The following is a 23,921-nucleotide window of genomic DNA, read 5'->3' as shown; positions in this document are numbered from 1 at the left end:
GCAGCTTGGGAGGGTCTGCGATGGTGGTCCGGGAAATGTAGAGACGAGTAGCATGTCGGTCGCCGACCTGATTGCGCCACACCTTCCATCGCTCCGTCAGTTTGTGCAGGCTCTCAAGGGCAGGGTGGACGAACGCGTAGACACTCACCGTGTCGACACCGTCGTTGAGATGGTCGAGACCGCGCCGGAGCCGCCGGCCACATCCGCTGCCATGAAATCCGCCCTGTTTCGTGCCGTGCTGCGCTCCCTGGCTCGGAGGGGAGGCGAGGGGCGGATCAACGAGCCATCCGACACCCGCCAAGAGGCCGGGTCCAGCGAGGCCCGGACAGCGGCGCTGCTGACCTCGGTCGGTAATTTTTCCGTGCCCGAGGCGGCGGACATCATGAACGTATCGAAAGATGAGATGGACGGCTTTCTACGCGACGCCGCAGCGGAAATGCGCAAGCAGCCGGCCACTTCGGTGCTGATCATCGAAGACGACCCCATCATCGCGCTTGATATGGAGTCGTTCGTGGAATCGCTTGGTCACGAGGTGATCGGCGTGGCGCGCACCCGGAGGGAGGCCGTCATGCTGGCGCGAAAGCTCGATCCGGGCCTGATTCTTGCCGACGTCCAGCTCGCCGACGACAGCTCGGGCATCGAGGCCGTCAACGATTTCATCGATGAGGTGGAAGCCCCGGTGATCTTCGTCACAGCGTTCCCGCACATGCTGGTCAGAGAAGCGACGGGCCGAAACGTCCACCTGGTGACCAAGCCCTTCGAAATGTCGGCGTTGCGATCCACGATCGGCGAGGTGCTGTATCTGCACCGCCAGGGCAGCTCGTCGCAGCCGCGCTGACGGCACCCCGCAGGGATACCGTCCCGGACTTGCCGGCTCTTTGTGCTTTCCGGGCAGAATTCGTGCTTTTCTGTGGCGAATTTCAGTTGAGAGCAGAACTTTTTCCGAAGAACCGCGTTCAGCTTGTCGAAACGGCTTCTTTGAGAGGAAGGAACGACAATGCTTAAATGGGCCCTGATTTTCCTCGTCGTCGCGATCATCGCCGGCGTTCTCGGATTTGGCGGTATTGCCGGCGCTTCGGCCAGCATCGCTCAGATCCTCTTCTTCATCTTCCTGATCGCCCTGGTGATCTCGGTGATCATGCATCTGGTGCGACGGGCCTGACGGCCCGACCACCTAAACCATCCTGCGAAACCGGCCGGACGCCAAGCGTTCGGCCGGTTTTGCGTTGTGGTCGCGGTCAGGATCCCGGATACCGTCTGCCGGTCAGAGCGACACCCAGCCCGCGTCCCGACGACTGGAGGCGACGCACGCCTCGATGAAGGCAAGCCCCTCCAGCCCGTCGTCGACGGTGGGGAAGCAACTGGCCGGATCGGGCGACGGGCCGCCCCGGGCCGCGCGGATGGCGACCGCCGCCTCGCCGTAGAGATTGGCGAAGGCCTCCAGATAGCCTTCGGGATGGCCGGCTGGCACCCGCGTCAGCCGTTGGGCGGCCGCCACGCCACCGGCGCCGTTCCGGGTCAGGATGCGCGCCGGCTCGCCGAGCGGGGTGAACACGAGCCGATTGGGATCCTCCTGCTGCCACGTCAGCCCGCCTTTCGTGCCGTAGACCTCCAGCCGCAGACTGTTCTCGTTGCCGACGGCCACCTGGCTCGCCGTCAGGACGCCGCGGGCGCCGTCCTCGAGCCGGAGAAGAACGTGCGCGTTGTCGTCGACGCGGCGGCCCTCCACGAAGCTGGCGAGGTCGGCGGCGAGGGCAGTGACGCGGAGCCCGGAAACGAATCGGACGAGATGAAAGGCATGCGTGCCGATGTCGCCGATGGAGCCACCGGAACCGGCGCGAGCCGGGTCGGTACGCCAGCCGGCCTGCTTGTGGCCGGAGGTCTCCAGCGGCTCGGCCAGCCAGTCCTGGGCATAGTCGGCGCGGACCACGCGGATCCGGCCGAGACTTCCGTCGGCGACCAGCTGCCGGGCATGCCGGACCATCGGGTAGCCGGCATAGGTGTGGGTGAGGGCGAAGACCCTGCCGCTGTCCGCGACCGCGTCGGCGATGCGCCGCCCCTCGGCGAGCGAGGCGGCGAGGGGCTTGTCGCAGATGACGTGGATGCCGCGCGCCAGGAAGGCGACCGCGATATCGGCGTGGAGGTGGTTCGGGGTGACGATCGCCACCGCCTCGATGCCGTCCGGCCGGGCGGCCTCACGCTCGGCCATCTCCGCGAAGTCGGCGTAGATCCGGTCCTCGGCCAGGCCGAGATCGTGGCCGGACCGACGCGCCCGTTCGGGCGTGGAGGACAGCGCGCCTGCCACCAGCACGTAGGCATCGTCCAGCCGCGCGGCGATGCGATGGACCGCGCCGATGAAGGCGTCCTGTCCGCCGCCGACCATGCCGAGCCGGATGCGCGCGGCGAGGTGGTCGCGGTGTCCTTCGATGTCCATCAGTCCCTCCCGATGGTTGCCGATACGCCGCCCGGCCCGAACCGGCCGGATCAGCCGTCGATGAGCCTCGCCAGGCGCCGCAGGGCCAGATCGTAGCCCTGTGCGCCGCAGCCGACGATGACGCCGTCGGCCCGCGCCGACACGTAGGAGTGGTGGCGGAAGCTCTCGCGCCGGTGGATGTTGGACAGATGCACCTCGATCACCGGGCACTCGCAGGCCGACAGCGCGTCGAGAAGCGCCACGGAGGTATGCGAATAGGCCGCCGGGTTGATGACGATGCCGGCGGCGCTGGTGCGCGCCTCCTGGATCCAGTCGACCAGCGTTCCCTCCGAGTTGGACTGGCGGAAGCGGATGTCCAGTCCGAGTTCGCCGGCCAGCGCGCGGCACGCGGCCTCGATGTCGGCCAGGGAGTCGCGTCCGTAGATCTCCGGCTCGCGCTGGCCCAGCAGGTTCAGGTTCGGGCCGTTGAGAATGTCGACCAGGTGCGGCATGAACTCGGATCCTCGGGCTTGCGGGCTGAGCGGGCGGGGCCGCCGGGACCGGCGACAGGCGTGCCGATCCTACCGCCCGGGAGGCCATGGCGCCACGGGGGCAGCGCGCACGGGTCTGCGCCTATTTGGAGACGACGCCGCGCACGCCGCCGCCGATGAGGACAGTGACGTCCGCCAGCGCGAACAGCGGATTGATGCCGCCGGATACCACCATGTAGCGTGGCTCCCACTCCGGCGCGAACTTGTCCTTGAAGCTGCGCAGTCCCCGAAAATGGTAGAAGCGTTCGCCGTGATCGTAGACGGCGCGGCCGACGCGGTCCCAGATGGAGCGGCGCCCGCTTTCGGTGAAACCGGCCAGCGGCGCCATGCCGAGACCGAACCAGGCGATCCCGTCGGCCTTGGCACGCAGCATCAAATCGAGGAAGAGATAGTCCATCGTGCCGTTCGGAGCGTCGGGCAGGACCCGCATCAGGTCGATGGAGATCTGCGCGCCGATCTCGGTCCTCAGGATTGAGGCGAAACCGACGATCCGCTCCGCTTCGCGAACGATGGCCACCGGCTGGGTCGCCACATAGTCCGCCTCCATGGCGCCGAGCGAGAACTTCTTCTCCCGCGCCTTGTGGTGGGACAGCCAGGTCGCGGAGACCTCGCGGAGCTCGTCGAACAGGTCGGGCACCCGGTCGGGTTCGACGATCTCAACGGAGAGGCCGAGCTTCTCGCCCTTGCGATAGGCGGTGCGCAGCTTGGCGCGCTTCGACCCGTCCAGCGTGAAATCGGCCAGCGGAACGCGGGCATACTCCCCGAGCCGGAAAGCGGTCAGGCCTGCGTCGGCATAAAGGGCGAGACTGTCGGGGCCGACCTCGTAGAAGACGGCCCGGCCGCCGTGCTGGCGGGCGAGCTCGACGAAGGACCAGACCAGTCCGGGCCAGGCGTCCTTCGGGCCGACGGGATCGTAGAGCGCGATCCACGAGCGGCGCTGCCGGGCGAACATGATGAAGGCGCTGCCATCCTCGGAGAAGAGCAGGCTCTTGTCGGCCATCCGGACGAGGTTCGCCTCCGGGTTCGGCTGCGCTTCGACGATCGCCACCGCGCGGGCGATCTCGTCGGGCTCCGGCAATGCCGACGGTCCGGACGAGGGCCTTGTCAGCGTCCAGATGGAAAACAGGGTGGTGGCCAGCGCGATGCCCATGGCCGCACGCAGGCTGCGGGGCGTCGACGAGGAAAACTCGAACTGCCACCAGAGCTCGGTGGTGTAGGCCACGTCGCGATAGGCGAAGAGCATCACGGCCACGCAGCCGACGAGCACGGTTGCGACGGCCAGAGACCAGCGCCAGCTGAGGCTTTCGTGAAGCAGCGTGGAGCGGCGACCGAATTCCGCCCGCGATAGGAGCAGCGTTCCCAGAAGCAGGCCGAGCACCAGCGCCTCGCTCCAGGCCAGCGCCTTCAGCGGGCTGAACACGAGAGCCGCAGCGGCCGCGACGGTGGTGACCCACCACGCCCCGTCGAGCCGGAACAGGAGGCCGCGCGACGACACGATCAGCACCATGCCGAGGATGCTGGACAGGAAGTGGGCGCCCTCCAGCACGAAGATCGGCAGCCAGTCGGACAGGAGGTCCAGCCGCGCCGGCGAGGTGGGGGTCAGGCCGGACAGCACGAGCATCGCGCCGGTGATGAAGGACAGGGTCGCAACAACGCTCGGAACGAGCCGGCCGACCGAAGAGACCAGCGACGAGGCGGCAATGCCGGCCGCAGCGCGCCGTGCCTCCAGCGACACGATCAGGACAGCGGCGAGGCCGAGCGGCAGCGCGTAGTAGACGATCCGGAACAGGACCAGGGCGGCGAGCGTCCGGTCGACCGGCACCGTGCCGATGAGCGCGGAGACGATGATCGTCTCGAACACGCCGAGGCCGGCGGGGATGTGGCTGAGAACCGCGAGGCCCAGCGCCACGCTGTAGATGGCGATGAAGGGCGCGAAGCCGATGGAGTCGGGCGGCAGCAGCACCCACAGGACGGCACCGGAAAAGACGATCTCGATGAAGGCGATGAAGAGCTGGCGCAGGAGCAGCCCGGCGGACGGAAGAGTGACCGTCCAGGTCCACAACCGCATGGTCGGCTCGCGTCGCGCGGCCAGAACCACGGGGATGCACACCAGAACGAGCACGACGCCGCCGAGAACCTGCAGCATGAGCGGCGACAGCGGGATCTCGTGCGCCATCATGGGCGCGGCGAAGATGGCGCCGAGCGCACCGGTCATGGCCACGCCGAGCCCGAACCCGGCGGTGATGAAGCCAATGACCTTGGCGATTTCCTCCGGCCGCAGGCCCAGCGGCGTGTAGAAGCGGTAGCGCACCGCTCCGCCGGACAGCGGCCCGAACCCGGCCGTGTTGCCGACCGCGTAGGCGCAGAAGGACGTCAGGAGCACCTGGCCATAGCCGATGCGATGACCGGCGAACTGCAGTCCGGAGACGTCGTAGAAGCTCAACGCAAAGAAGCTTGCGGCGGAGAACAGCAGCGCCCAGGCAAGATCGATCCAGGTGACCCGCGAGACTGCCCGGACGACATCGGTGTAGCTGACATCGCGGGCCAGATCGTGGATCGCGACGGCAATCAGAACCAGCACCACCACGAGCAGAACGGAGCCGGCAACCTGCCGGACCCGGGCGTTCTGTACGATGGAAAGGAGCCGGTCCTTCAACGTCGGCGCAGCGGTCGTCACTGGGCTACCTGGGCGCGATGCGGTCGACGGGTCACGGCATGCTCGATGGATGGCGGGCGGGTTTCAGGTCCCGAACGCCGCTTGCTGCGCTGCGCGACCGGACACCGCCTCGGTTATATGGTCGGCAATCAATACGCCCTCGATCCCGTCAACGGAAGCATGCTTGCTCACGATGCAGGCAGCGCGTGTCCAGGCTTGACCCGGCCCCTGGGGCCGCCCCCCATGAAGGGGCCGACACAGACGTTGCCGGAGGGTGTTTCATGAATTGCACGGAAGAGTACGTGACCGTGGCCGAAGCCGCCCGGCGCACGGGCGTGTCGGTCAAGGCGCTCAAGATTTATGAACAGCGGGGGCTGATCGCGCCCGCCCGCACGGAGGCCGGATGGCGGGTGTACGGACCCGACGAACGGGAGCGGCTCCGCGACATCGCGACCCTGCGTGGCCTCGGCTTCTCGCTCGCGAGCGTCGGCGACATTCTAGCGGGCGAGACCGACGCCATGGACGCGGCGCTCGCCCACCATGCGGAGACGCTCTCGGCGCGGTTGGAAGACGTGGGCGAACAGATCGCGCGCGTGCAGGCCCTTCGGCGTGACATCGCTTCCGGCCGGAGACCGGATGCCGGCGAGCTCACGGCCATCGTGGTTGAGCACACCGCTCCGCGGCTCGCCTTCGATCTTCCGTGGCCGTGGGGCGGGGAACGCTTCGAGCTGGCCGCCGTGAGGCCGCTGACCTACATCGTCGGACCGCTGGGGAGCGGCAAGACGCGGCTTGCGCGCCGGATTGCGGACGCGTGGCCGGGAGCGGTCTTCTCCGGTCTCGACCGGGCGGAGATCAGCGCGGATGCCCTTCATCAGCGGCACAAGGCCGATCCCGCGCGTGCCGAACGGGTCGAGCGGGGGCTGGAGTGGCTCGACGGCGAAGGGGCGAATGCGAGCCACGCGCTGGCCTGCCTGGTCGACGCCCTGGAACACCCCGACGCCACGGCGCTGGTCATCGACATGGTCGAGCAGGATCTCGACGCCCCCACCCAGGAAGCCATCGCCGGTTTCCTGAAGATGCGTGCTTCGATCCGGCGGCCGGTGTTCGCGCTTACCCGGTCCAGCGCGGTCCTCGACCTGGCTGCAGTCGGAGAAGGCGAGGGGATCGTCTTCTGTCCAGCCAACCACGCGCCGCCGTTGCTGGTTCAGCCCGTCCCGGGAGGCAGGGGGTATGAAGGGGTGGCGAGTTGCCTGGCAACGCCGGAGGTGCGGGCGCGAACCGCCGGTGTGATCGCATGGCGCCCGCCGGAACCGGATGCCGGCGCGCCGCGAGGTGGCGCGGTCGGTTGCGGGAGCACTCAGGCTTCGGCCGTCACCGATTGGGATGTGCCACCGGCCTGAACGATCTGGTTCTTGCCGGCGGCCTTGGCCTCGTACATCGCCTGGTCGGCCCGCTTCAGCACCTGGTCCCACGTTGCGCCGTGGTTCGGGAAGGTGGCAATGCCGACGCTGGCACTCACGGTGTGATCGGACCAGGAAAGACTGTCGATTTCCCTTACGAGGCGGACGAAGAGTGCTGACGATTCGATTCCGGCCGGGTCAGGCAGCACAATGACGAACTCGTCGCCCCCGATGCGCGCCGCCATTGGCTCGCTGCGCGGAGGTTCCGTCGCCATGCGTGTCGCCGCATCGTAGTCGCGCAGCGCCGTGTCGATGACGGCGGCGATTTCCGACAGCGCTGCGTCACCGGCGGAGTGGCCGAGCTCGTCGTTGATCTGCTTGAAACCGTCGATGTCGACGAAACCCACCATCACCGGGTGGCCGGTCTGAAGGCTGCGTCTGATATCGGCCTGGAGTCGCTCCTCCAGCGCTCGCCGGTTCGGCAGTCCGGTCAGGTTGTCGTATGTCGCCAGACGCTCCAGCATCTTCCTGTATTGCGCGGCCTCGGCGATGGCGAAGGCCGCGGCCGCGGATCCCGCAGCACAGAGCACCATGATAAGGCCGCCATAGAAAAGCGAGGCCGATGACGGTTCTCCAACCAGCTTTTCGAGCGCCTCGCGGTCGATGAAGGTGCCGACATACCAGAGCTGACCGTTGCCGCGCACGGATGCCGAGGCGCGGGGGCTGGCAAAGCCCTCGAAGTCGCCCACGCCGGACATGATATCTTTGACCGGGTCGATTGCGCTGTAGGTGAACAGGCCCTCGTCGGTGAGAACCTGGCCACTCGTGTCGGCCTGCAGGGCGGCCCACGTCCGGGGAAGCCGTGCGGCCATTCGCTCTTCGCTGCGGTCGTCAAACATGAAGCCCCATTTCAGCGGGCCGTTCGAGACCAACCAGAAGCCCTCGGCGTTGAGCATCATCGGGTCGCCGTTGGACAGGTCGGCGGCTGCCTCCACGGCTGTCAGCATCAAGGACGCGAGGTAGTTCAGCACAAGGTAGCCGAGCCGGCCGCCCTCCGGATTGCGCAGTGGTGTGGCGATGCGGATCGTCGGTCGGAACGGCAGCAGGATCTGACCGTGATCTTCCGTCAAGTCGAGCCGGGAGACGAAGATGTCACCGTAGTTGAGCCGGGCTGCAGCATGCATGTACGGGGTGCCGGAGACGTCCTGGAGCCGGTCCTGCGCCACGATAATCGGAGACCTGCCATTCAGGTTGATGCGCAAGGACTCCACGCCGGCTTCGAGAATCACGCGAATCTGGTCGTAGACCTCCCGCGTGCGGGAGAAGGCGCGAAATTCCTCGGCGATGATCGGGTTTGCCTCGCCGTCCCACTGCACGAGCTCCATCTCGTACATCTCCCGCAAGAACAGGACGTCAGAGCGGATCAGGCTCAGTCGCTCGCGAACCGCCCCCATTTGCGCAAAGGCGATGCCGAGCTCCGTCGCCTTGAGTTCGGCCAGCCGGCGGGACTTCTCGCCCGCGTGGACGAAGGCGACGCTGATACCGGCGGTCAGGGAGGACACGACAAAGAAGGCGATGAACCAGAGCGCCGCGCTCCGCCGGAAGCCCGTGTCGGCGAACAGGTTCCGGCTCAGTCTGCGGCTCCCGTGCTTGCCCCGGCCCGCTCGCGCGAGGCTCTCCGGCCTGTTCAGAGCACGGCTGGACTGGGAAGACCGGGAACTCATGGTCAGATTTTCATGCCGCCGGCTGTCGCGGACCTGGCGGCCGCGCAGTTCGGTCGTGGGGCGATGGACAAGGCTGATTCGGTGATAGGCGCTGAAGCTTGCGTGAGGCCTGCCGGTCCGTCGTTCGCCATCGGCCCAAGGCCCTGTCAGCACAGGCGGAATAGCGTCACAGGTCAGGCGCCGCGGCCGCCTCCGGGTGGCGGGCAGGACGGCGCAGACGCGCGGGCGCACCGGGTCGGGCCGGATGGCAGCCGCGGTGCCCGGTGGCGTCAGATCGGTTTCTCGGAAGGGAATGGTGGGCGCACAAGGACTCGAACCTTGGACCCGCTGATTAAGAGTCAGCTGCTCTACCAACTGAGCTATGCGCCCGAGAAGGCCCTCCGTATAGGGGGCAGAGCGCCGCCGCGCAAGGGGGGTGAACCGATCATTGTTTTTCCACAGGGCGGCGGCCGGCACGGACAGGCAGGTGCGGATGAGACCGGCCCCGCAAAAGCCCTGCTTCTCCCGGTGCCGGCTTTTCGTCTAGAACAGGTGGGGATTGGAACCGCAGAATTGGGTGCACCGTGACGCGTGTGGGGAATTGGGCGGTAGTGCGGGGGCGGACGGGGGTCTGGGCGCTAGTCGTGGCTGCGGGTCTGGCCTGGCCGGGGCCCACGTCCGCGTCCGATGCGCCGCAGTTCAACAGACCCATCGAAGCGATGCTCTCGGGCGTGGTCGAGGGCTATATCCGGCCGGGCTATGCGGCGCTCGCCGACGCGGCGAACGCGCTGCAGGCCGCCACGGTGCGCTATTGCGCCAATCCGTCCGACACCACGCGCGGCGCCGTCGACGAGAGCTTCCAGCGCACGGTGCAGGCGTTGGGCGCGGTGGCGTTCCTCGATTTCGGCCCGGCGGGCATCAATCGCCGGCTGGAGCGGTTGAAGACGCCGGTTCCCAGCAGCGATGGCGGAGCCGCGGGCGAGGAGCCCGCGCCGATTGCCGGCCAGGACGGGTCGAAGTCGGGCCCGGAAGACGTCGGCGCGCTGGCCCAGGAATCCCCCCAGATCCAGGGCCTGCCGGCCTTCGAGCGGCTGATTCTCGCGGCGCCGGCGGAGCCGGGCAGCGACCGCTTCATCGAATCGTGCCGCTTCGCCGGCCTGGTCGCCGCGAACGTGAAGGCGATCTCCACCGCGCTCGATTCCGATTGGGCGAAGGACGGCGGTTACGGTGACTGGCTGGCGACGCCGGCGGCCGACAACCCGGCCTACCGCAGGGCCGATGCGGCGCTGCGGGAGGTGGTCGGTACCTTCATGCGGGGGGTGTCGGCAGCGGAAGAGCGGCTGGCATCCATGCGGCCCGACGCCGACGACGGCGTGAGCGGCCCGTTCGACCGTCAGGCGCTGGTGATTCTCTATCTGCGCGCCGAGGTTCGCGGTCTCTCCCAGTTCATGCAGGCAACGGATCTGGCGGAGGCGGCACAGGCACCGGCCAGCGACCTCGCGTCGGCCGCGGGCAACGCCGCGGCAGCGGCAGGCGAGGCGCTTGCTGCCATCGAACTGGATGACGGCGACGACCTGGAAGACGACCAGCTGGAACAGATCGCGGCCGCGGCCGGCGAACTGGAAGCCGCGCGCAAGGCCGCGTCCGACCTTCTGGCCGGGCTCGATCAGGGGCAGGATGGCGGGCAGGACAACTGAGGAGAGGCCGGCCCGGCCCGAAACTGAGCGATGCCAGGACCGGGTCAGCCGAGGGTGGCCAGCGTCCAGCGGACGATTTCTTCGACGATGGCCTTGTTGGCCTTCTCCAGACCGCCCACGGCGGTTGCGACCGCATCGCCCGAAATCGGCTGGGTGGCGCGGAAGACGCGGCTTGAGCGCACCCGGCCGTTTCGATCGTCGAGGATCTTCACGGAGACCTCGACCACGGCGGAATCGCTGCCGGTGGTCTCTGCCTGGAAGGCGCGGATCTCGCTGACGATCTGGTAGTTGATCAGCAGGCTTTGGCCCGGCAGGCCCACGGCCTTCACGCGGCCGGTGTTCTCGAACGCATTGGCGAGCACGGCCTGGAAGACGTTCGGCAGCCGGTCCGCCCACTGGACGTTGGGATAGTAGGAGAGGGTGGAGGGCCCCGGCCGGACGGCGATCAGATTGGTGTTGAGCGCCTCAAGCGCCAGCGGCGTGGCGACCAGGATCTGCGCGCTGGAACGGCCGCTGAGGTCGGAAATCTCTTCCGGAGCGGAGAGGGTGTAGATCGCCTCCACCGACCCGCCGCCGCCGAAGCTCGCGCAGGCGGAGAGACCGGCCGCCAGCATCGGCACGAGAAGCGCCCGGCGCAGGCCGCGCAAACTCGGTCGGTGGGTCGGATGCTCGGCCATCGCTGTCACTTCCTAGCGTCGCTGCGGCTGGTAACGCGGACCGTTCGGCCCGCCGAAGATCACGCGGCTGGGGTCCCGGTCGATGTTGGAGAAGGCACGCTCGATCTCCTGCAGCGTCTGCCGCGCCTGGGTCATCACGCCGCGGAAATCGTCGACGCCTGTGGTGGAGAAGCGCTCCAGCCCGGAAGAGATGGTGCCGGCGCGGCTCTCGAAGGCCTGAGCGACCACCTTGATGGCGCGGGCGGCCTCGGTGGCCTCCTTGATCAGGCCCTGGCCGTCACCCTCGACCATGGTGCCGACATTGTCGACGATCTGGTTCACGCGGGTGGAGGCGGCATTGAGCTTGTCGGAGATCTCCCGCGCGTTCTGGGCAACCTGGTCGACGGTCTCCTTCTGGGCGTCGAGGCGGTCTGCGAAGGCCCGGGCGCTGGCCGCGGTGTCCTTGGCATCGACGATGATGGAGGTGATGTCGCCGGAGCGGTCGGCGATGGCCTGGCTGACCTGGCGCACGTTGTCGACGATCGCCTGAACCTTTGCGGTGTCCACCGCCCCCATCAGCGTATCGAGCTGTTCCGCCGCCGGCTGCAGGCTGGCGATGAAGGTATCGGCCCGGCTGGTGACACTGCGGGTGGAAGCGATGATCTGCTGGATGTCCTCGTTCTGCTCGGCGAAGGACTGGGTGACCGTGCGCACATTCTGCGCGCTCGCCGAGGCGTCGGCGATGAAGCGGTCGATGTCCTGGCTGCGGCCGCCGAGAACGGCGGACAGCGACTGCACCTGCTCGACGATCTGGCCGATGGCCTCCGGATTTACGGCAGCAGCAACGCGTCCGATCTGCTCGGCGGCGGGCTGCAGGCTGCCGACCAGCGTGTCGGCGCGCTCCGTGACGCTGCGGGTGGAGGCGATGATCTGCTGAATGTCCTGACGCTGATCGCGCAGCGTTTCCGACAGGCTGCGGACATTGTCCGCACTGGAGCGTGCATCGGCGATGAACTGGTCGATGTCCTGACTGCGGCCGCCGAGAACGGTCGCCACGTCGTTCACCTGGGCAAAGATGGACTTCACCGTCTCCGGGTCGACCGACTTGATCAGAGTGTCGACGTCCTGAAGCGAGACGTTCAGACCGGACGCGAACTGTTGCAGGTCGGTCGCGGCGGCCGTCACGGCGTCGACGACCTGGGTGACGTTGCCGCTGAACTCGCCGAGCCGGTCGGTGAACTCGGTCACGTTGCCGACGATACGGCGGACATCCTCGGGCTGGACCTCCGCGACGAGGGTGTCGGCGCGAGAGACGAGGGATTCCACGTGCGGGGCCACGTTGGCGATGGCCGCGCCGGCGTCGCTGATGTCGACGAGAAGCCGGTCGATCTTGTCGGAATTCTGCGCCAGCGCCTGCGAGAAGGTCTCCACGTTGGAGACGGTGCGGGAGATCTTGTCCTTGTTCTCGTCGACCAGCGCATTGATGTTCGCAATCGTGCTGTCGGTCTTCTCCAGAATGCTGCGGGCGCCCTGCAGCAGGTCCTGGATGGCCGAGCGCTGGGCGGTGATCTCCGGAATCTCGTCGCCGGCGAAGAGGGACGGGGAATCACGCTTGCCGCCGGACAGCGAGACATAGGAGACGCCGGTCAGGCCTTGCACGCCGAGTTCGGCCTTTGTGTCAGTCTTCAGAGGCGCGTTGCGATCGACCTGCGCGCGGGCCAGCACCGTCGGCGAATCCGGGCTCACGAAGCCGAGCTGCGAGACCTCGCCGATGCGGATGCCGTTGAACACGACGGGGCTGCCGACCGACAGGCCGGTGACGGGATCGTCGAACAGGATTTCGATCGGGGTGCGCTGGGTCGTGTTGCCGGTGGAATAGAGCCAGTAGACGAATCCGAGCGCTCCGGTGAGCACCACCAGCACGAACAGTCCCACCGCAACATAGTTGGCGCGCGTTTCCATCCGGCCTCAGCCCATCAGCTTCCGGCCGCGGGCGCCGTGGAAGTACGACTTCACCCAGGGATGGTCGGACTGGAGCATGTCGTGGATCGTTCCCGTCAAAAGGACGCGCTTCTCCCCAAGGACCGCAATACGGTCGCAGGCCGTGTGGAGGCTGTCGAGGTCATGAGTGACCATGTAGACCGTTAGACCCAGTGTGTCGCGCAGATTTCCGATCAGCTCATCAAAATCGCCGGCGCCGATCGGGTCCAGTCCCGACGTCGGCTCGTCGAGGAAGACAAGCTGCGGGTCGAGGGCGAGGGCCCGGGCGAGGCTGGCGCGCTTGATCATGCCGCCGGACAGTTCCGAAGGGAATTTGTCGGCCGATTCGCGCGGAAGTCCAACGAGTTCGAGCTTAAGCAGCGCCAGTTCGTCCATCAGGCGCTGGCTCAGATCCAGGTGTTCGCGCATGGGCACCTGGATGTTCTGCTTCACCGTGAGGGAGGAGAACAGGGCGCCCATCTGGAACAGGACACCCCAGCGCTGTTCCAGGTCGGACAGGTCGGACGTGGAGAGCTTGTCGAGGTCGTGACCGAACACCTCGATGGTGCCGGCGCGCTTGGGCATCAGGCGCAGGATGGTGCGCATCAGGACCGACTTGCCCGTGCCGGAGCCGCCGACGAACCCGAGGATCTCGCCGCGATAGACGTCGAGATCGAGATCCTTGAGAATCAGCGTGTCGCCGAAGCCGACGGTGACGCCGCGCGCCCGCAGGATCACCTCGCGATCGCCGGTCTCCTGCCGGTCGGCGGACAGCGGTGCGGAGGTCTCCGCCGGATCGATGGTCTCGTCGGCCATGCTCAGATCCCCATCGCCGAGTAGAAGATGGCAAACAGGCCGTCGACCACGATGACCATGAAGATCGCCTTCACTACCGACGACGTGGTCTTTTCGCCGAGCGATTCGGCGCTGCCGCCGACCTTGAGGCCCTCCACGCAGGCAATCAGGCCGATGATGAGCGCCATGAACGGCCCCTTGGCCAGTCCGACCATCAGCTCCTCGATGCTGACGGCCTCGTGCAGGCGCTGCAGGAAGGTCTCCGGCGGGATCGCCATGTAGACCCAGGAGACCAGCGCGGCGCCGCAAAGGGCCGCCAGATTGGCCACGATGGTGAGAAGCGGGAGCGCCAGCATCAGCGCGATCAGCCGCGGGATCACCAGGATCTCGACGGGCTCGAGGCCGAGCACCTTCAGCGCGTCGATTTCCTCGCGCATCTTCATGGAGCCGATCTCGGCCGTGTAGGCGCTGCCGGAGCGGCCGGCGACCATGATCGCGGTCAGCAGCACGCCCATCTCGCGCAGCACCAGCACCCCGACGAGATCGACGACGAAGGTTTCCGCCCCGAACTGCCGCAGATAGAAGCCGCCCTGCTGGGCAATGATCAGGCCGATCAGGAACGACATCAGCGCCACGATGGGCACCGCGCCGCGGCAGGCGCGGTCGAAGTTGGCCAGGATCGAGATGACGCGCAGGCGCCTGGGATTGAGGACGGCGGCGGTCAGGCCGATGCCGAAGGCGCCGAGGATCGAGACGACGGCCACGGCATCCTTGAAGATGGTGTCGGCCTGCCGGCCGATGGCCTCCAGTGTCGTCAGGACGGAGTAGCGGCTGCGGCGCGGCTGCCACTGGCGTGGAACGTGGTTCTCGATTTCCGTGAACAGCGGCGCGAAGCGTTCGTCGACGTTGGACAGTTCGACGCGGGCGCCACGGAACTCCAGCCCGGCCCGGAGCCTGTGGATCAGCCAGGCTCCGGCGGTGTCCAGCTCGGTGACGCCGCCAATGTCGATGGTCACGGACTGGGCGCCGGGAAGCGACACGTCTTCCAGGAGATCTTCTGCGGTGCGCGCGTGATAGAGCGTCCACGGCCCCCCGACGATGATGTCCGGCGTGTCCGTTTTTTCATGCTCGACATGAAGCTGCGCCGTTTCGGCGGCAGGGTGAACGTTCATCGCGCGCCTTTGCTGTCCGGTTTCTCGCACCGGTGCGACCGGGTTTGCCAGCCTCTGGCAAACCCTTTGCGAAGTGTTAGTGTTTCGCGCACGACGCGTCGAGAGGCGCAAGCGCTCCCGTGTCTCCTCCCAAATCTCGGATCGCACATGGAACTCGAAAACCCGTATCTCATCTTCCTGGGTGATGTCCCGGATGCCCTCGGTGCCAAGACCGGCCTCGGAATCGTCGACTGGCGGCGCGAGTGGTGCGTCGGCCAGTGGCGGCTGGACGGGTGCAAGGCCGATGCCGGCCTGCCGGAGATGGACGCCGCGGAGGCGGCGCGCACCGGCGCGAAGACGATGGTGGTCGGCGCCGTGAATTCCGGCGGCCAATTGCCGATGCACTGGGTGTCGTCGATCGTCGCGGCGCTGGACGCCGGCATGGACGTCGCCACCGGCCTGCACCAGAAGCTTGCCGACGTGCCGGAGATTCGCGACGCCGCCGAACGCAACGGCCGTCGCCTGATCGACGTGCGCCATTCCAACGAGAAGTTCGCCACCGGCAAGGGCACAAAGCGGCCCGGAAAGCGGCTGCTGACAGTGGGTACCGACTGCTCGGTCGGCAAGAAGTACACGGCGCTGGCGCTGGAAAAGGCCATGCGCGATGCCGGCTTCGACGCCGATTTCCGGGCGACGGGCCAGACCGGCGTGTTCATTTCCGGCCGCGGCGCGGCCATCGATGCGGTGGTCGCGGACTTCATCTCGGGTGCCGCGGAATGGATCTCGCCTGCCGCCGAACCCGACCACTGGGACCTGGTGGAAGGGCAGGGGTCGCTGTTCCACCCGGCGTTCGCCGGCGTCTCGCTCGGTCTCCTGCACGGCTCGCAGCCGGATGCGTTCGTGGTCTGCCACGAGCCGACCCGCACCAAGATGCGCGCGGTGGAGCACCCGTTGCCGTCGATTCGCGAGGTCATCGATCTCACGATCCGCTGCGGCAGCCTGACCAATCCGGCGATCCGCTGCGTCGGCATCGCGGTGAACACCGCCGCGCTGGACGAGGCGGCGGCCCGCTCGCTTCTTGATTCGCTGGCCGGCGAACACAACCTGCCGGCCACGGACCCGGTGCGCTTCGGGGTCGACACCATCGTTGCCGAAATCAAGACGAGCTTTGCCGACGCATGACCCGGTCGCTGACAGTCAACGTGGACACCTTTCCGATCGCGGGAGAGTTCCGGATCTCGCGCGAGAGCCGGACGGAAGCCACGGTGGTCGTTGCGGAAATCACCGACGGCGAACACCGTGGGCGCGGGGAGGGCACTCCTTACGCGCGCTACGCGGAGAGCGTCGCCGGTGTCGTTGCCGACATCGAGGCCATGGCGGAGAAGATCGCCGCCGGCCTCGACCGGCAGACGCTTCTCCGGGACATGCCGGCCGGCGCGGCGCGCAACGCGCTCGACTGCGCGCTGTTCGACCTTGAGGCCAAGACCTCCGGCACCCGGGCCTTCGAGGCCGCCGGCCTCGCCGGGCTGGAACCGGTGACCACCGCCTACACGCTGAGCCTCGGCGAGCCTGACGCCATGCGGGCTGCGGCCGAGGCGGCGGCCGACCGGCCGCTGCTGAAGGTGAAGCTCGGCGGCGTCGGCGACGTCGCGCGGATCAAGGCGGTGCGGGCCGGCGCGCCCAACGCCCGGCTGATCGTCGATGCCAACGAGGCGTGGAGCCGGGACACGTTCTTCGACGCTATTACGGCCTGTGCCGACGCAGGCGTGGAACTGGTGGAGCAGCCGTTGCCCGCCGACCGCGACGGGCTGCTCGCCACCGTGCGTCACCCGGTGCCGGTGTGTGCCGACGAAAGCGTCCACGTCGCCTCCGAAATGGAGGCGCTGACGGCGCGCTACGATGCGGTGAACATCAAGCTCGACAAGGCCGGCGGCCTCACCGAGGCGATTCTCATGCTGGAAGAGGCCGACCGGCTCGGCCTCAAGGTCATGGTCGGCTGCATGCTGGCCTCGTCACTGGCGATGGCCCCGGCGGTTCTGCTCGCCCAAAAGGCGTCGGTGGTGGACCTCGACGGGCCGCTGCTGCTGGCAAAGGACCGCGAACCGGCGCTGCGTTACGAGGGCTCGCTGCTCTACCCGCCCGAGCCGGAGCTGTGGGGTTAGAGCAATCCCAGGAAAAGTGCACTTGCGGTTTTCCGTCCGGGATTGCGGTCTTAAGATATCCCTCACGCCGAGTTCGCTTGCGCTCACCGGCTCCGGGAGGGCGGCCTGACCGGCCGGCGCGTGGTCACGGGCTGATCCCAGGAAAAGTGCTCTTGCGGTTTTCCGTCCGGAAGTGCCGGACCTAGCCGGCCTCGAGGGCTCGGGCGAGCATCGCCGGATCGATGTTGCCGCCCGAGCCGACCACAACCGCCGTCCGGCCCTTGAGGTCCACGGTCTTCGTCAGCACCGCCGCCAGCGCGGCGGCTCCTCCCGGTTCCAGGATCAGCTTGAGCTCGTTGGCGGCCGCCGCCACGGCCTCAAGGAGATCCGCGTCGTTCACGGCGACACCGTAGGCGTATCGGGCCCGGTTCAGCGCGAAGTTGCGCACGCCCGGCATCGGCGCCAGCAGCGCATCGGCGATGGAGCCCGACATGCGCTCGTTCGCGACCCGCTCGCCGGCGGCGAAGGAGCGCGCATAGTCGTCGAAGCCGACCGGCTCGACCGTGACGAGCTCCGCCTCGGGGAAGGCGTCGCGGACGGCGAGGCCGATACCGCCGGCAAGCCCGCCGCCGGCGGTGGGCACCAGCACCAGATCCGGCCGGATGCCGGCGGCCGCGCAGTCCTCCACGATTTCCAGCCCGACCGTGCCCTGGCCGGCGATGACGCCGCGGTCGTCGAAGGGATGGACCAGCGTCGCGCCGAGCTCGTCGCGCAGCGCCCGGGTGACGGCATCGCGGTTTTCGGTGGCGCGGTCGTAGTCGACGACCGTGGCGCCGGAGCGGATGGTCCGGGCGCGCTTGATGGCCGGCGCGTCGGCCGGCATCACGATGGTCGCAGGCATGCCGAGGAGCCGGGCCGCCTCCGCCACCCCCTGGGCGTGGTTGCCGGAGGAGCAGGCGATGACGCCGGCGGCGCGTTCGGCCTCGGGGATCATCGACAGCCGGTTGAAGGCGCCGCGGAACTTGAAGGACCCGGTGCGCTGCAGCGCCTCGGCCTTCACCAGAACCCGGCCGCCGGCCCTGTCGTCCAGGGGCGCGGCGTTGAGGAGCGGCGTGCGCTGGGCGTGGCCGGCGATGCGCCCGGCGGCGGCCCGCACCTCGTCGACGGTCGGAAGATCCGTTTCCGGATCGATGTCGGTCACTGGCCCGGCCATGAGACGCCCTCGCCTGGTGAGAAGGGGAACGGCCCGGGGAAGGCTTCCACGTAGGCCATGTGCGACACGAGGCCTTCGCCGGTCCAGGAATGGATGCCGTAGGCGCGGGGCTCCAGCACCACCTGGGCGGGGGCCTCCGGCTCCAGGTCGAGGCCGACCTGATGAGCGACGCCGGGCAGGATCAGGACCTCGGTTCCGGCGAAAGGCGCCAGCACGACCCGATGGACGTGGCCGGCGATGATGCGCTGGACCTGGGGATGGGCGGAGACGATCTCGGCGAGCGCCTCGCTGTCGCGCAGTCGCGAGCGGTCCATGTGGGCGATGCCGGTGGCGATCGGCGGGTGGTGCAAGGCGATAACGGTCGGCCGGTCGGAGGCCTCGCCGAGCGCCGCATCGAGCCAGGCGAGCTGTGCCTCGCCGAGATGACCGTAGGGCTTGCCCTCTACCGAGGTGTCCAGGGTGACGAGCCGCAGATCGCCGATGTCGACGGCGTAGCAGAGGCTGTCGGCGTCTGCGTCGCGCACGCCCGGCCAGTCGGCGAAGGCGGTGCGCATCTCGCGGGCGCTGTCGTGGTTGCCGGGCATGACGTAGACCGGCATCGGCAGGGCGGACAGGAGCTCCTTCGCCACCGCGTATTCGCGCGGATCGCCGGTGTCGGCGACGTCGCCGGTGACCACCACGGCGTCCGGCGCGGGCGAGAGGGCGCGAACGGCCTTCACGGCACGCGTGGCGAACATGTTGGTCTCCACGACCCGCAAGGCGGGGAGGCCGCGGGGCCTCAGATGCAGGTCGGTCAGTTGGACGATGGTCGTGGCCAAGCTTGCCTCCTTCAGAAGCCCTGCGTTGACGCTGTCGCTGCCGGACGGCTATCACGCGGCAACGGATCCGGCGAGAGCCCGGCCCGCGATTGTTTCCGCGGCGCCCCGGCACGCGGTCCCCATCGAAGGAATACCGCCATTTCCGCGTCCGCCTCATCCGAGCGTCCCGAGAGCGCCGACCCGATCCCGTCGTCGGGCGGCCTCGCCACGTTCATGCCCCGCCATTTCCGCCTGTGTGCGGCGTTGGTCGTGCTGCTGGCGGCAATCGTCTACCTGCCGGGACAGTCGAGCGTCCCGCCCATCGATCGCGACGAGCCGCGTTACGTGCAGGCGACCAAGCAGATGGTCGAGCAGGGCGACTACGTGGACATCCGGCTGCAGGATGAGCCGCGCTACAAGAAGCCCATCGGCATCTACTGGCTGCAGGCGGCGGCCGCGGAGGCCTCCGGGCTCGGTGCCGAGGCGCCGCTTTGGGTCTACCGGCTGCCCTCGGTGCTGGGGGCGGTGCTCACGGTGCTCGGCACCATGCTCGCCGCACGTGCCTTTCTCGGCCCGCTGCCGACGCTCGGCGCGGGGCTGATCGCGCTGGCCATCGTGGTGCTGCATGTCGAGGCGCATCTGGCCAAGACCGATGCCATGCTGACGGCCACGGTGGTCTTCGCCCAGGCCGCGCTGGCCCGCCTGTGGCTGATGCAGACGAAGCCGAAATTCGTCGGCTGGCCGCTGGTGTTCTGGGTGGCGCTGGCCGCGGGTGTGCTCATCAAGGGACCCATCGGACTGATGGTGAGCGGCCTGACGGTGGTGTGGCTGACGGTGGCCAACTTCCAGCGCCGCCGCTGGCTCGGCCGGCTGCGGATCCTGCCCGGGGTGATCCTCCTGGTGGCGCTGGTGCTGCCCTGGTTCGTGGCGATCAACATGGCCACCGACGGCGCCTTCTTCCAGGAAGCCATCATGAAGGACTTCCTCGGCAAGGCCGGCAGCGGCCAGGAAGGCCACTGGGCGCCGCCATTTACCCATCTCGCCATGTCGGTGGGCGTTGCGTGGCCGGCGATGGCGCTTGCGGTGGTCGGTGCCGGCGCCATGTGGGCCGCGCGCCGCACGGAGATCATGCGCTTCCTGATGGCGTGGGCGATCCCGTCGTGGATCGTGTTCGAGATCGTCGCGACGAAGCTGCCGCACTACACGCTGCCGCTCCTGCCGGCGCTGGCCATCGGCGCGAGCTTTGCGCTGCTCGGCTCCGACGCAAAACTGCCGGTGCGCTGGTTGCGCTGGCTGGGCGCCATCGAGCTGGCCGGCCTGCCGATCGTGCTGGTGCCGACGGTGGTGGCGCTGCCACTGGTGATCGGCGGGCGCGTGTCGTTCATGGCCGTCGCCTTTGCCGTGGTCGCCGCCGCAGCGGCCATCATGGCGGCTTGGCGGCTGATCGAGGACCGCGAGCGGCTCACCGCGGTGCTGCTCGCGGTCGGCGCCTCGATCCTGCTGAACGCGGCCGCCTGGGGGCTGGTGATGCCGCGCCTCGATCCGCTGTGGCTGAGCACCCGGCTTGCAGAGCGGGTGGAGGCGGAAACCGGTTGCGCCGATCCGGTGCTGGTGTCCGTCGGCTTTCGCGAGATGAGCCTGGTCTTCCTGGCCGGCACCGAGACGGTCATTGCCTCGCCGCAGATGGCGGCGGACACCCTGGTCGAAACGCCCTGCGCCGTGCTTGCCGTGACCGAGCGCGAGAAGGCGTTGACGCTCGAGGCCGTGGCGGCAAAGGGTGTCGGTCTGGAGGAGATCGGCACCGAGAGCGGCCGCAATATCGGCAACGGCGATATTCTGCAGATGACGCTGTTTCGGCGCCAGCAGCCTTGATTGAGCCTTGGAAGGCGGATAGCAGGCTCTTCCATGCACAAAGACGGTGGGCCGGAACGGTCGCAATCGTCTGAAAGAAACGATCCCTGGCGAACCAGACCCGAGCCTTGTCCCCGACCCTCGATCCCTTGACCGTATCCGATCCGGCCGCCGGCGTGCGCCCGTCCGTTTCCGTCGTCATCCCGGCGAAGGACGAGGCGGGGAACCTGCCCGGCCTGATCTCGGAGATCGGCACCGCACTCGCCGACCGTCCGTTCGAGGTGGTGGTGGTCGACGACGGCTCCACCGACGAGACGGCGACGGTCCTCGCGGAAATCGCCTCGGCCTCGCCCTGGCTGCGCCACGTGCGTCACGATCAGGCCTGCGGCCAGAGTGCCAGCATCCGCACCGGCGTGCGCTATGCCCGCGGCGACGTGATCCTGACCATCGACGGGGACGGCCAGAACGACCCCGCCTTCATGCCGGCCATGCTGGCGCGGATGGAGGAGGGCGGCGACCCGGTGGAGATGGTCGCCGGCGAGCGCGAAGGCCGCAAAGCCTCCTGGGCAAAGCGGCACGCCTCGCGCGGGGCGAACCGCCTGCGCCGCTGGCTTCTGAAGGACGGCACCCGCGACACCGGCTGCGGCCTGAAGGCGATCCGCCGGGACGTGTTCCTGGAACTTCCCTACTTCGACGGCTGGCACCGCTACCTGCCCGCGCTCGTCCAGCGCGAAGGGGGGCGGGTGCGCTATGTCGACGTGGTGGACCGGGAGCGCCGCTTCGGCGCCTCGCACTATGGTGTGTGGGATCGCGCCGCCGTCGGGGTGCTCGATCTGTTCGGCGTTTGGTGGCTCATGCGGCGACGGCGCCGCGTCCAGAGCCCGATGGAGGTTCGATCCGATGGGCAGTGAGGGCTTCTTCGCCGGCGTGTGGGACTGGCTTCACCACGTCTTTGTCGCCCAGTGGGACCTGTGGCTGATCCTCGGCTTCGGCGCCCAGTTCATGTTCTCCATGCGCTTCCTGGTGCAGTGGATCGCCAGCGAGAAGGCACGGCGCTCGGTGGTGCCGGTGGCGTTCTGGTTCTTCTCGCTGGGCGGTGGCGCGCTGCTGCTCGCCTACGCGATCCACAAGCAGGATCCGGTCTTCATTGCGGGCCAGGCCGCCGGCCTGGTGATTTATGTCCGCAATCTCTGGCTCATCATGCGTGAGCACCGCGCCGCGCTGGTGAAGACCGACTAGGCCGCGATTGGCGCAAAGGCGTCGCCGGCGCGACAGGGCCGCGCCGGTAATCTCCCGATTTCAGAGCTTGAGGCAATCTCCTGAGGGCGATCAGCCCTTGGCCAATCGCTCGAAGCCGGCTTCCAGATCCTCGATCAGGTCGGCCGGATCCTCCAGGCCGATGTGCAGGCGGATGAGCGGACCCTCTTCCTTCCACGGCACGGCGGTGCGGAAGATCGCCGGGTCCGGTGCGGTGATCAGGCTTTCGAAGCCGCCCCAGGACGCACCGATGCCGAAATAGGTCAGGTTGTCGACGAAGGCGGAAAGCTGGGTGTCGGTGCAGGGCTGTAGCACCGCGCCGAAGAGACCGGAGGCTCCGGTGAAGTCGCGCTTCCACAGCGCGTGGCCGGGATCGCTTTCCAGAGCCGGATGCAGCACCCGCGACACTTCCGGACGGTCCTGAAGCCAGCGGGCCACGGTCAAGCCGCTCTCGAAGTGGCGCGACAGCCGCAGCGGCAGGGTGCGCATGCCGCGCAGCGTGGCGGCGATGTCGTCGGGGCCGACATTGATGCCGAGATACTGACGCGTTTCCTGAAGCGCCGGCAGGGCGCGCTCGCTGGCGGCAATGGTGCCAAGCAGCAGGTCGGAGTGGCCGCCGAAATATTTGGTCGCCGCCTGGATGGAAAGATCCACGCCGTGGTCGATGGGCCGGAAATAGACCGGCGTTGCCCAGGTGTTGTCCATGGCGACCGTAATGCCGCGCGCATTGGCGGCAGCCGCCAGCGCCGGAATGTCCTGCATCTCGAAGGTCAGCGAGCCGGGCGCCTCGAGAAAGAGGGCGGAGGTGGTGTCGCGGAAATGATCGACGATGTCGCCACCCAGCGCGGGATCGAAATAGGTGGTCTCGACGCCGTAGCGCGACAGCACCTTGTCGCAGAAGCGGCGGGTCGGACCGTAGACGCTGTCGGCCACGAGAACATGATCGCCGGCCTTGGTGCAGCTCAGGAGCGCCAGCGCGCAGGCTTCCAGTCCCGAACTGGTCAGCGCAGTGCCGGCCGCGCCCTCGATCTCGGTGACCGTGTCTTCCAGCGCCGACATGGTGGGAGTGCCCTGGCGGCCATAGACATAGGGGCGCGTGCGATCCTTGTAGGCGTCCAGCGTCGGGGCGAGCACCGTCGAGGCGTGCACCACCGGCGGATTGACGAAGCCGTGATAGTCGTGCGGGGAGGGACCCGCGTGGGCAAGTTTCGTGGCGATGTCGGCGGACGGCTTGGTGCTCATGGACGGGTCGCTCGGGCTGGTTCGGAGGGTAAGTCGGTCGGAACGCGGCCCAAGTGATCGAACCTTTTGCCGGATGATGCAACACCGCCCGATCCCGCGACCAGGCGGTCATATCGCATAGGTTGCGCCCTGGACGACGCGGGACGCGGAGCGCGCAGGGCGCCAAGCCGGCGGTGCGCGCCCGTGATTCTACTGTATCTGGAAGTTTTCAGTCCTCATTTTTCTTGGTGAATCCTGTACGCCGTTCAGGGGGATGTCGCCTTCCCTGCCTGCGCTTTATCCACATAAGTCAGAATGAGTGAGTTTCTTTTGGTCAGGCCGCCCCATTCTTCGGCAGACCATGAGGATTCGCCAAAAACCGAACGCTTGAGCGATTTTAGGAGAGGCCGGAACCACTTGACCGTGTGCGCGGAATGGC

At 68.0% G+C, this 23,921-nt stretch carries 20 protein-coding genes and 1 tRNA gene; 9 read left to right on the top strand and 12 right to left on the bottom strand.

Features of this window, described 5'->3' with window-relative positions; genetic code table 11:
* Positions 1–52 precede the first annotated feature (52 nt).
* Both C507_RS0103735 and C507_RS22670 read left to right on the top strand, forming a co-directional pair.
* Positions 53–838 carry a response regulator gene (locus C507_RS0103735; RefSeq protein ID WP_018698318.1) on the top strand — a complete coding sequence of 262 codons (786 nt, stop codon included), beginning with the start codon at positions 53–55 and terminating at the stop codon, positions 836–838.
* Positions 839–997: 159 nt separating this feature from the next.
* Complete coding sequence (locus tag C507_RS22670) at positions 998–1,162, top strand: DUF1328 domain-containing protein (RefSeq protein ID WP_018698317.1); 165 nt, start codon at positions 998–1,000, stop codon at positions 1,160–1,162.
* A 102-nt stretch (positions 1,163–1,264) separates the two neighbouring features.
* Here the strand turns inward: C507_RS22670 and C507_RS0103725 are convergent, their stop codons facing one another.
* From C507_RS0103725 to mprF, 3 genes are all read right to left on the bottom strand, one after another.
* Positions 1,265–2,434, bottom strand: coding sequence for a Gfo/Idh/MocA family protein (locus tag C507_RS0103725; protein WP_018698316.1), 1,170 nt, complete (start codon positions 2,432–2,434; stop codon positions 1,265–1,267).
* Between the two features lie 50 nt (positions 2,435–2,484).
* Positions 2,485–2,925, bottom strand: coding sequence for a type II 3-dehydroquinate dehydratase (aroQ, locus tag C507_RS0103720; RefSeq protein ID WP_018698315.1), 441 nt, complete (start codon positions 2,923–2,925; stop codon positions 2,485–2,487).
* Between the two features lie 121 nt (positions 2,926–3,046).
* On the bottom strand, positions 3,047–5,641 hold the full coding sequence (gene mprF / locus C507_RS0103715) for a bifunctional lysylphosphatidylglycerol flippase/synthetase MprF (RefSeq protein ID WP_245559638.1): 2,595 nt from the start codon (positions 5,639–5,641) through the stop codon (positions 3,047–3,049).
* Positions 5,642–5,922: 281 nt separating this feature from the next.
* Here mprF and C507_RS0103710 point away from each other — a divergent pair, with 281 nt between their 5' ends.
* Entirely contained in the window at positions 5,923–7,020 is a 1,098-nt protein-coding gene (locus C507_RS0103710) for a MerR family transcriptional regulator (RefSeq protein WP_245559637.1), read from the top strand.
* On the opposite strand, the gene C507_RS0103705 is transcribed toward C507_RS0103710, so the two are convergent.
* Positions 6,978–8,744 carry a GGDEF domain-containing protein gene (locus C507_RS0103705; protein ID WP_018698312.1) on the bottom strand — a complete coding sequence of 589 codons (1,767 nt, stop codon included), beginning with the start codon at positions 8,742–8,744 and terminating at the stop codon, positions 6,978–6,980. The genes C507_RS0103710 and C507_RS0103705 overlap by 43 nt on opposite strands.
* A gap of 293 nt (positions 8,745–9,037) precedes the next feature.
* A tRNA-Lys gene (locus C507_RS0103700) sits at positions 9,038–9,113 on the bottom strand.
* Positions 9,114–9,367: 254 nt separating this feature from the next.
* Between C507_RS0103700 and C507_RS0103695 the strand changes: the two genes are divergently transcribed.
* Positions 9,368–10,420, top strand: a complete 1,053-nt coding sequence (locus C507_RS0103695; RefSeq protein ID WP_026318818.1) for an imelysin family protein — start codon at positions 9,368–9,370, stop codon at positions 10,418–10,420.
* Positions 10,421–10,464: 44 nt separating this feature from the next.
* Here the strand turns inward: C507_RS0103695 and C507_RS0103690 are convergent, their stop codons facing one another.
* From C507_RS0103690 to C507_RS0103675, 4 genes are read right to left on the bottom strand one after another with little or no spacing between them, the layout of a single operon-like run.
* Positions 10,465–11,097 (bottom strand): ABC-type transport auxiliary lipoprotein family protein, encoded by a 633-nt coding sequence (locus tag C507_RS0103690; RefSeq protein WP_018698310.1) that lies wholly within the window; start codon positions 11,095–11,097, stop codon positions 10,465–10,467.
* Between the two features lie 12 nt (positions 11,098–11,109).
* Positions 11,110–13,038: an MlaD family protein gene (locus tag C507_RS0103685; protein WP_018698309.1), complete on the bottom strand. Its 1,929-nt coding sequence runs from the start codon at positions 13,036–13,038 to the stop codon at positions 11,110–11,112.
* Positions 13,039–13,044: 6 nt separating this feature from the next.
* Positions 13,045–13,872, bottom strand: a complete 828-nt coding sequence (locus C507_RS0103680; protein WP_018698308.1) for an ABC transporter ATP-binding protein — start codon at positions 13,870–13,872, stop codon at positions 13,045–13,047.
* A 2-nt stretch (positions 13,873–13,874) separates the two neighbouring features.
* The gene (locus C507_RS0103675; RefSeq protein ID WP_018698307.1) at positions 13,875–15,023 is read right to left on the bottom strand and encodes an ABC transporter permease; all 1,149 of its coding nucleotides are present in this window, start codon (positions 15,021–15,023) and stop codon (positions 13,875–13,877) included.
* A 147-nt stretch (positions 15,024–15,170) separates the two neighbouring features.
* Between C507_RS0103675 and dgcN the strand changes: the two genes are divergently transcribed.
* Entirely contained in the window at positions 15,171–16,184 is a 1,014-nt protein-coding gene (gene dgcN, locus C507_RS0103670; RefSeq protein WP_018698306.1) for an N-acetyltransferase DgcN, read from the top strand.
* The gene (gene dgcA / locus C507_RS0103665; RefSeq protein ID WP_018698305.1) at positions 16,181–17,164 is read left to right on the top strand and encodes an N-acetyl-D-Glu racemase DgcA; all 984 of its coding nucleotides are present in this window, start codon (positions 16,181–16,183) and stop codon (positions 17,162–17,164) included. Before dgcN ends, dgcA begins: the two co-directional genes overlap by 4 nt.
* Positions 17,165–17,345: 181 nt before the next feature.
* On the opposite strand, the gene C507_RS0103660 is transcribed toward dgcA, so the two are convergent.
* The gene (locus tag C507_RS0103660) at positions 17,346–18,356 is read right to left on the bottom strand and encodes a threonine ammonia-lyase (protein WP_018698304.1); all 1,011 of its coding nucleotides are present in this window, start codon (positions 18,354–18,356) and stop codon (positions 17,346–17,348) included.
* Positions 18,341–19,174 carry a phosphodiesterase gene (locus C507_RS22980; RefSeq protein WP_018698303.1) on the bottom strand — a complete coding sequence of 278 codons (834 nt, stop codon included), beginning with the start codon at positions 19,172–19,174 and terminating at the stop codon, positions 18,341–18,343. Before C507_RS22980 ends, C507_RS0103660 begins: the two co-directional genes overlap by 16 nt.
* A gap of 213 nt (positions 19,175–19,387) precedes the next feature.
* On the opposite strand from C507_RS22980, the gene C507_RS22665 reads away from it, so the two are divergent.
* From C507_RS22665 to C507_RS0103640, 3 genes are all read left to right on the top strand, one after another.
* Positions 19,388–21,025, top strand: a complete 1,638-nt coding sequence (locus C507_RS22665) for an ArnT family glycosyltransferase (protein ID WP_018698302.1) — start codon at positions 19,388–19,390, stop codon at positions 21,023–21,025.
* Positions 21,026–21,153: 128 nt separating this feature from the next.
* Positions 21,154–21,915, top strand: coding sequence for a glycosyltransferase family 2 protein (locus C507_RS0103645; RefSeq protein WP_040400602.1), 762 nt, complete (start codon positions 21,154–21,156; stop codon positions 21,913–21,915).
* Positions 21,905–22,243 carry a lipid-A-disaccharide synthase N-terminal domain-containing protein gene (locus C507_RS0103640; RefSeq protein WP_018698300.1) on the top strand — a complete coding sequence of 113 codons (339 nt, stop codon included), beginning with the start codon at positions 21,905–21,907 and terminating at the stop codon, positions 22,241–22,243. Before C507_RS0103645 ends, C507_RS0103640 begins: the two co-directional genes overlap by 11 nt.
* A 90-nt stretch (positions 22,244–22,333) precedes the next feature.
* On the opposite strand, the gene metC is transcribed toward C507_RS0103640, so the two are convergent.
* Positions 22,334–23,503, bottom strand: coding sequence for a cystathionine beta-lyase (gene metC / locus C507_RS0103635; RefSeq protein WP_018698299.1), 1,170 nt, complete (start codon positions 23,501–23,503; stop codon positions 22,334–22,336).
* Between the last annotated feature and the right edge of the window lie 418 nt (positions 23,504–23,921).

It is taken from the genome of Amorphus coralli DSM 19760, assembly GCF_000374525.1.
GTDB classification, from domain to species: domain Bacteria; phylum Pseudomonadota; class Alphaproteobacteria; order Rhizobiales; family Amorphaceae; genus Amorphus; species Amorphus coralli.
Note: the sequence above shows the minus strand (reverse complement) of the source record. Positions and strands in the feature narration are given on the sequence as shown.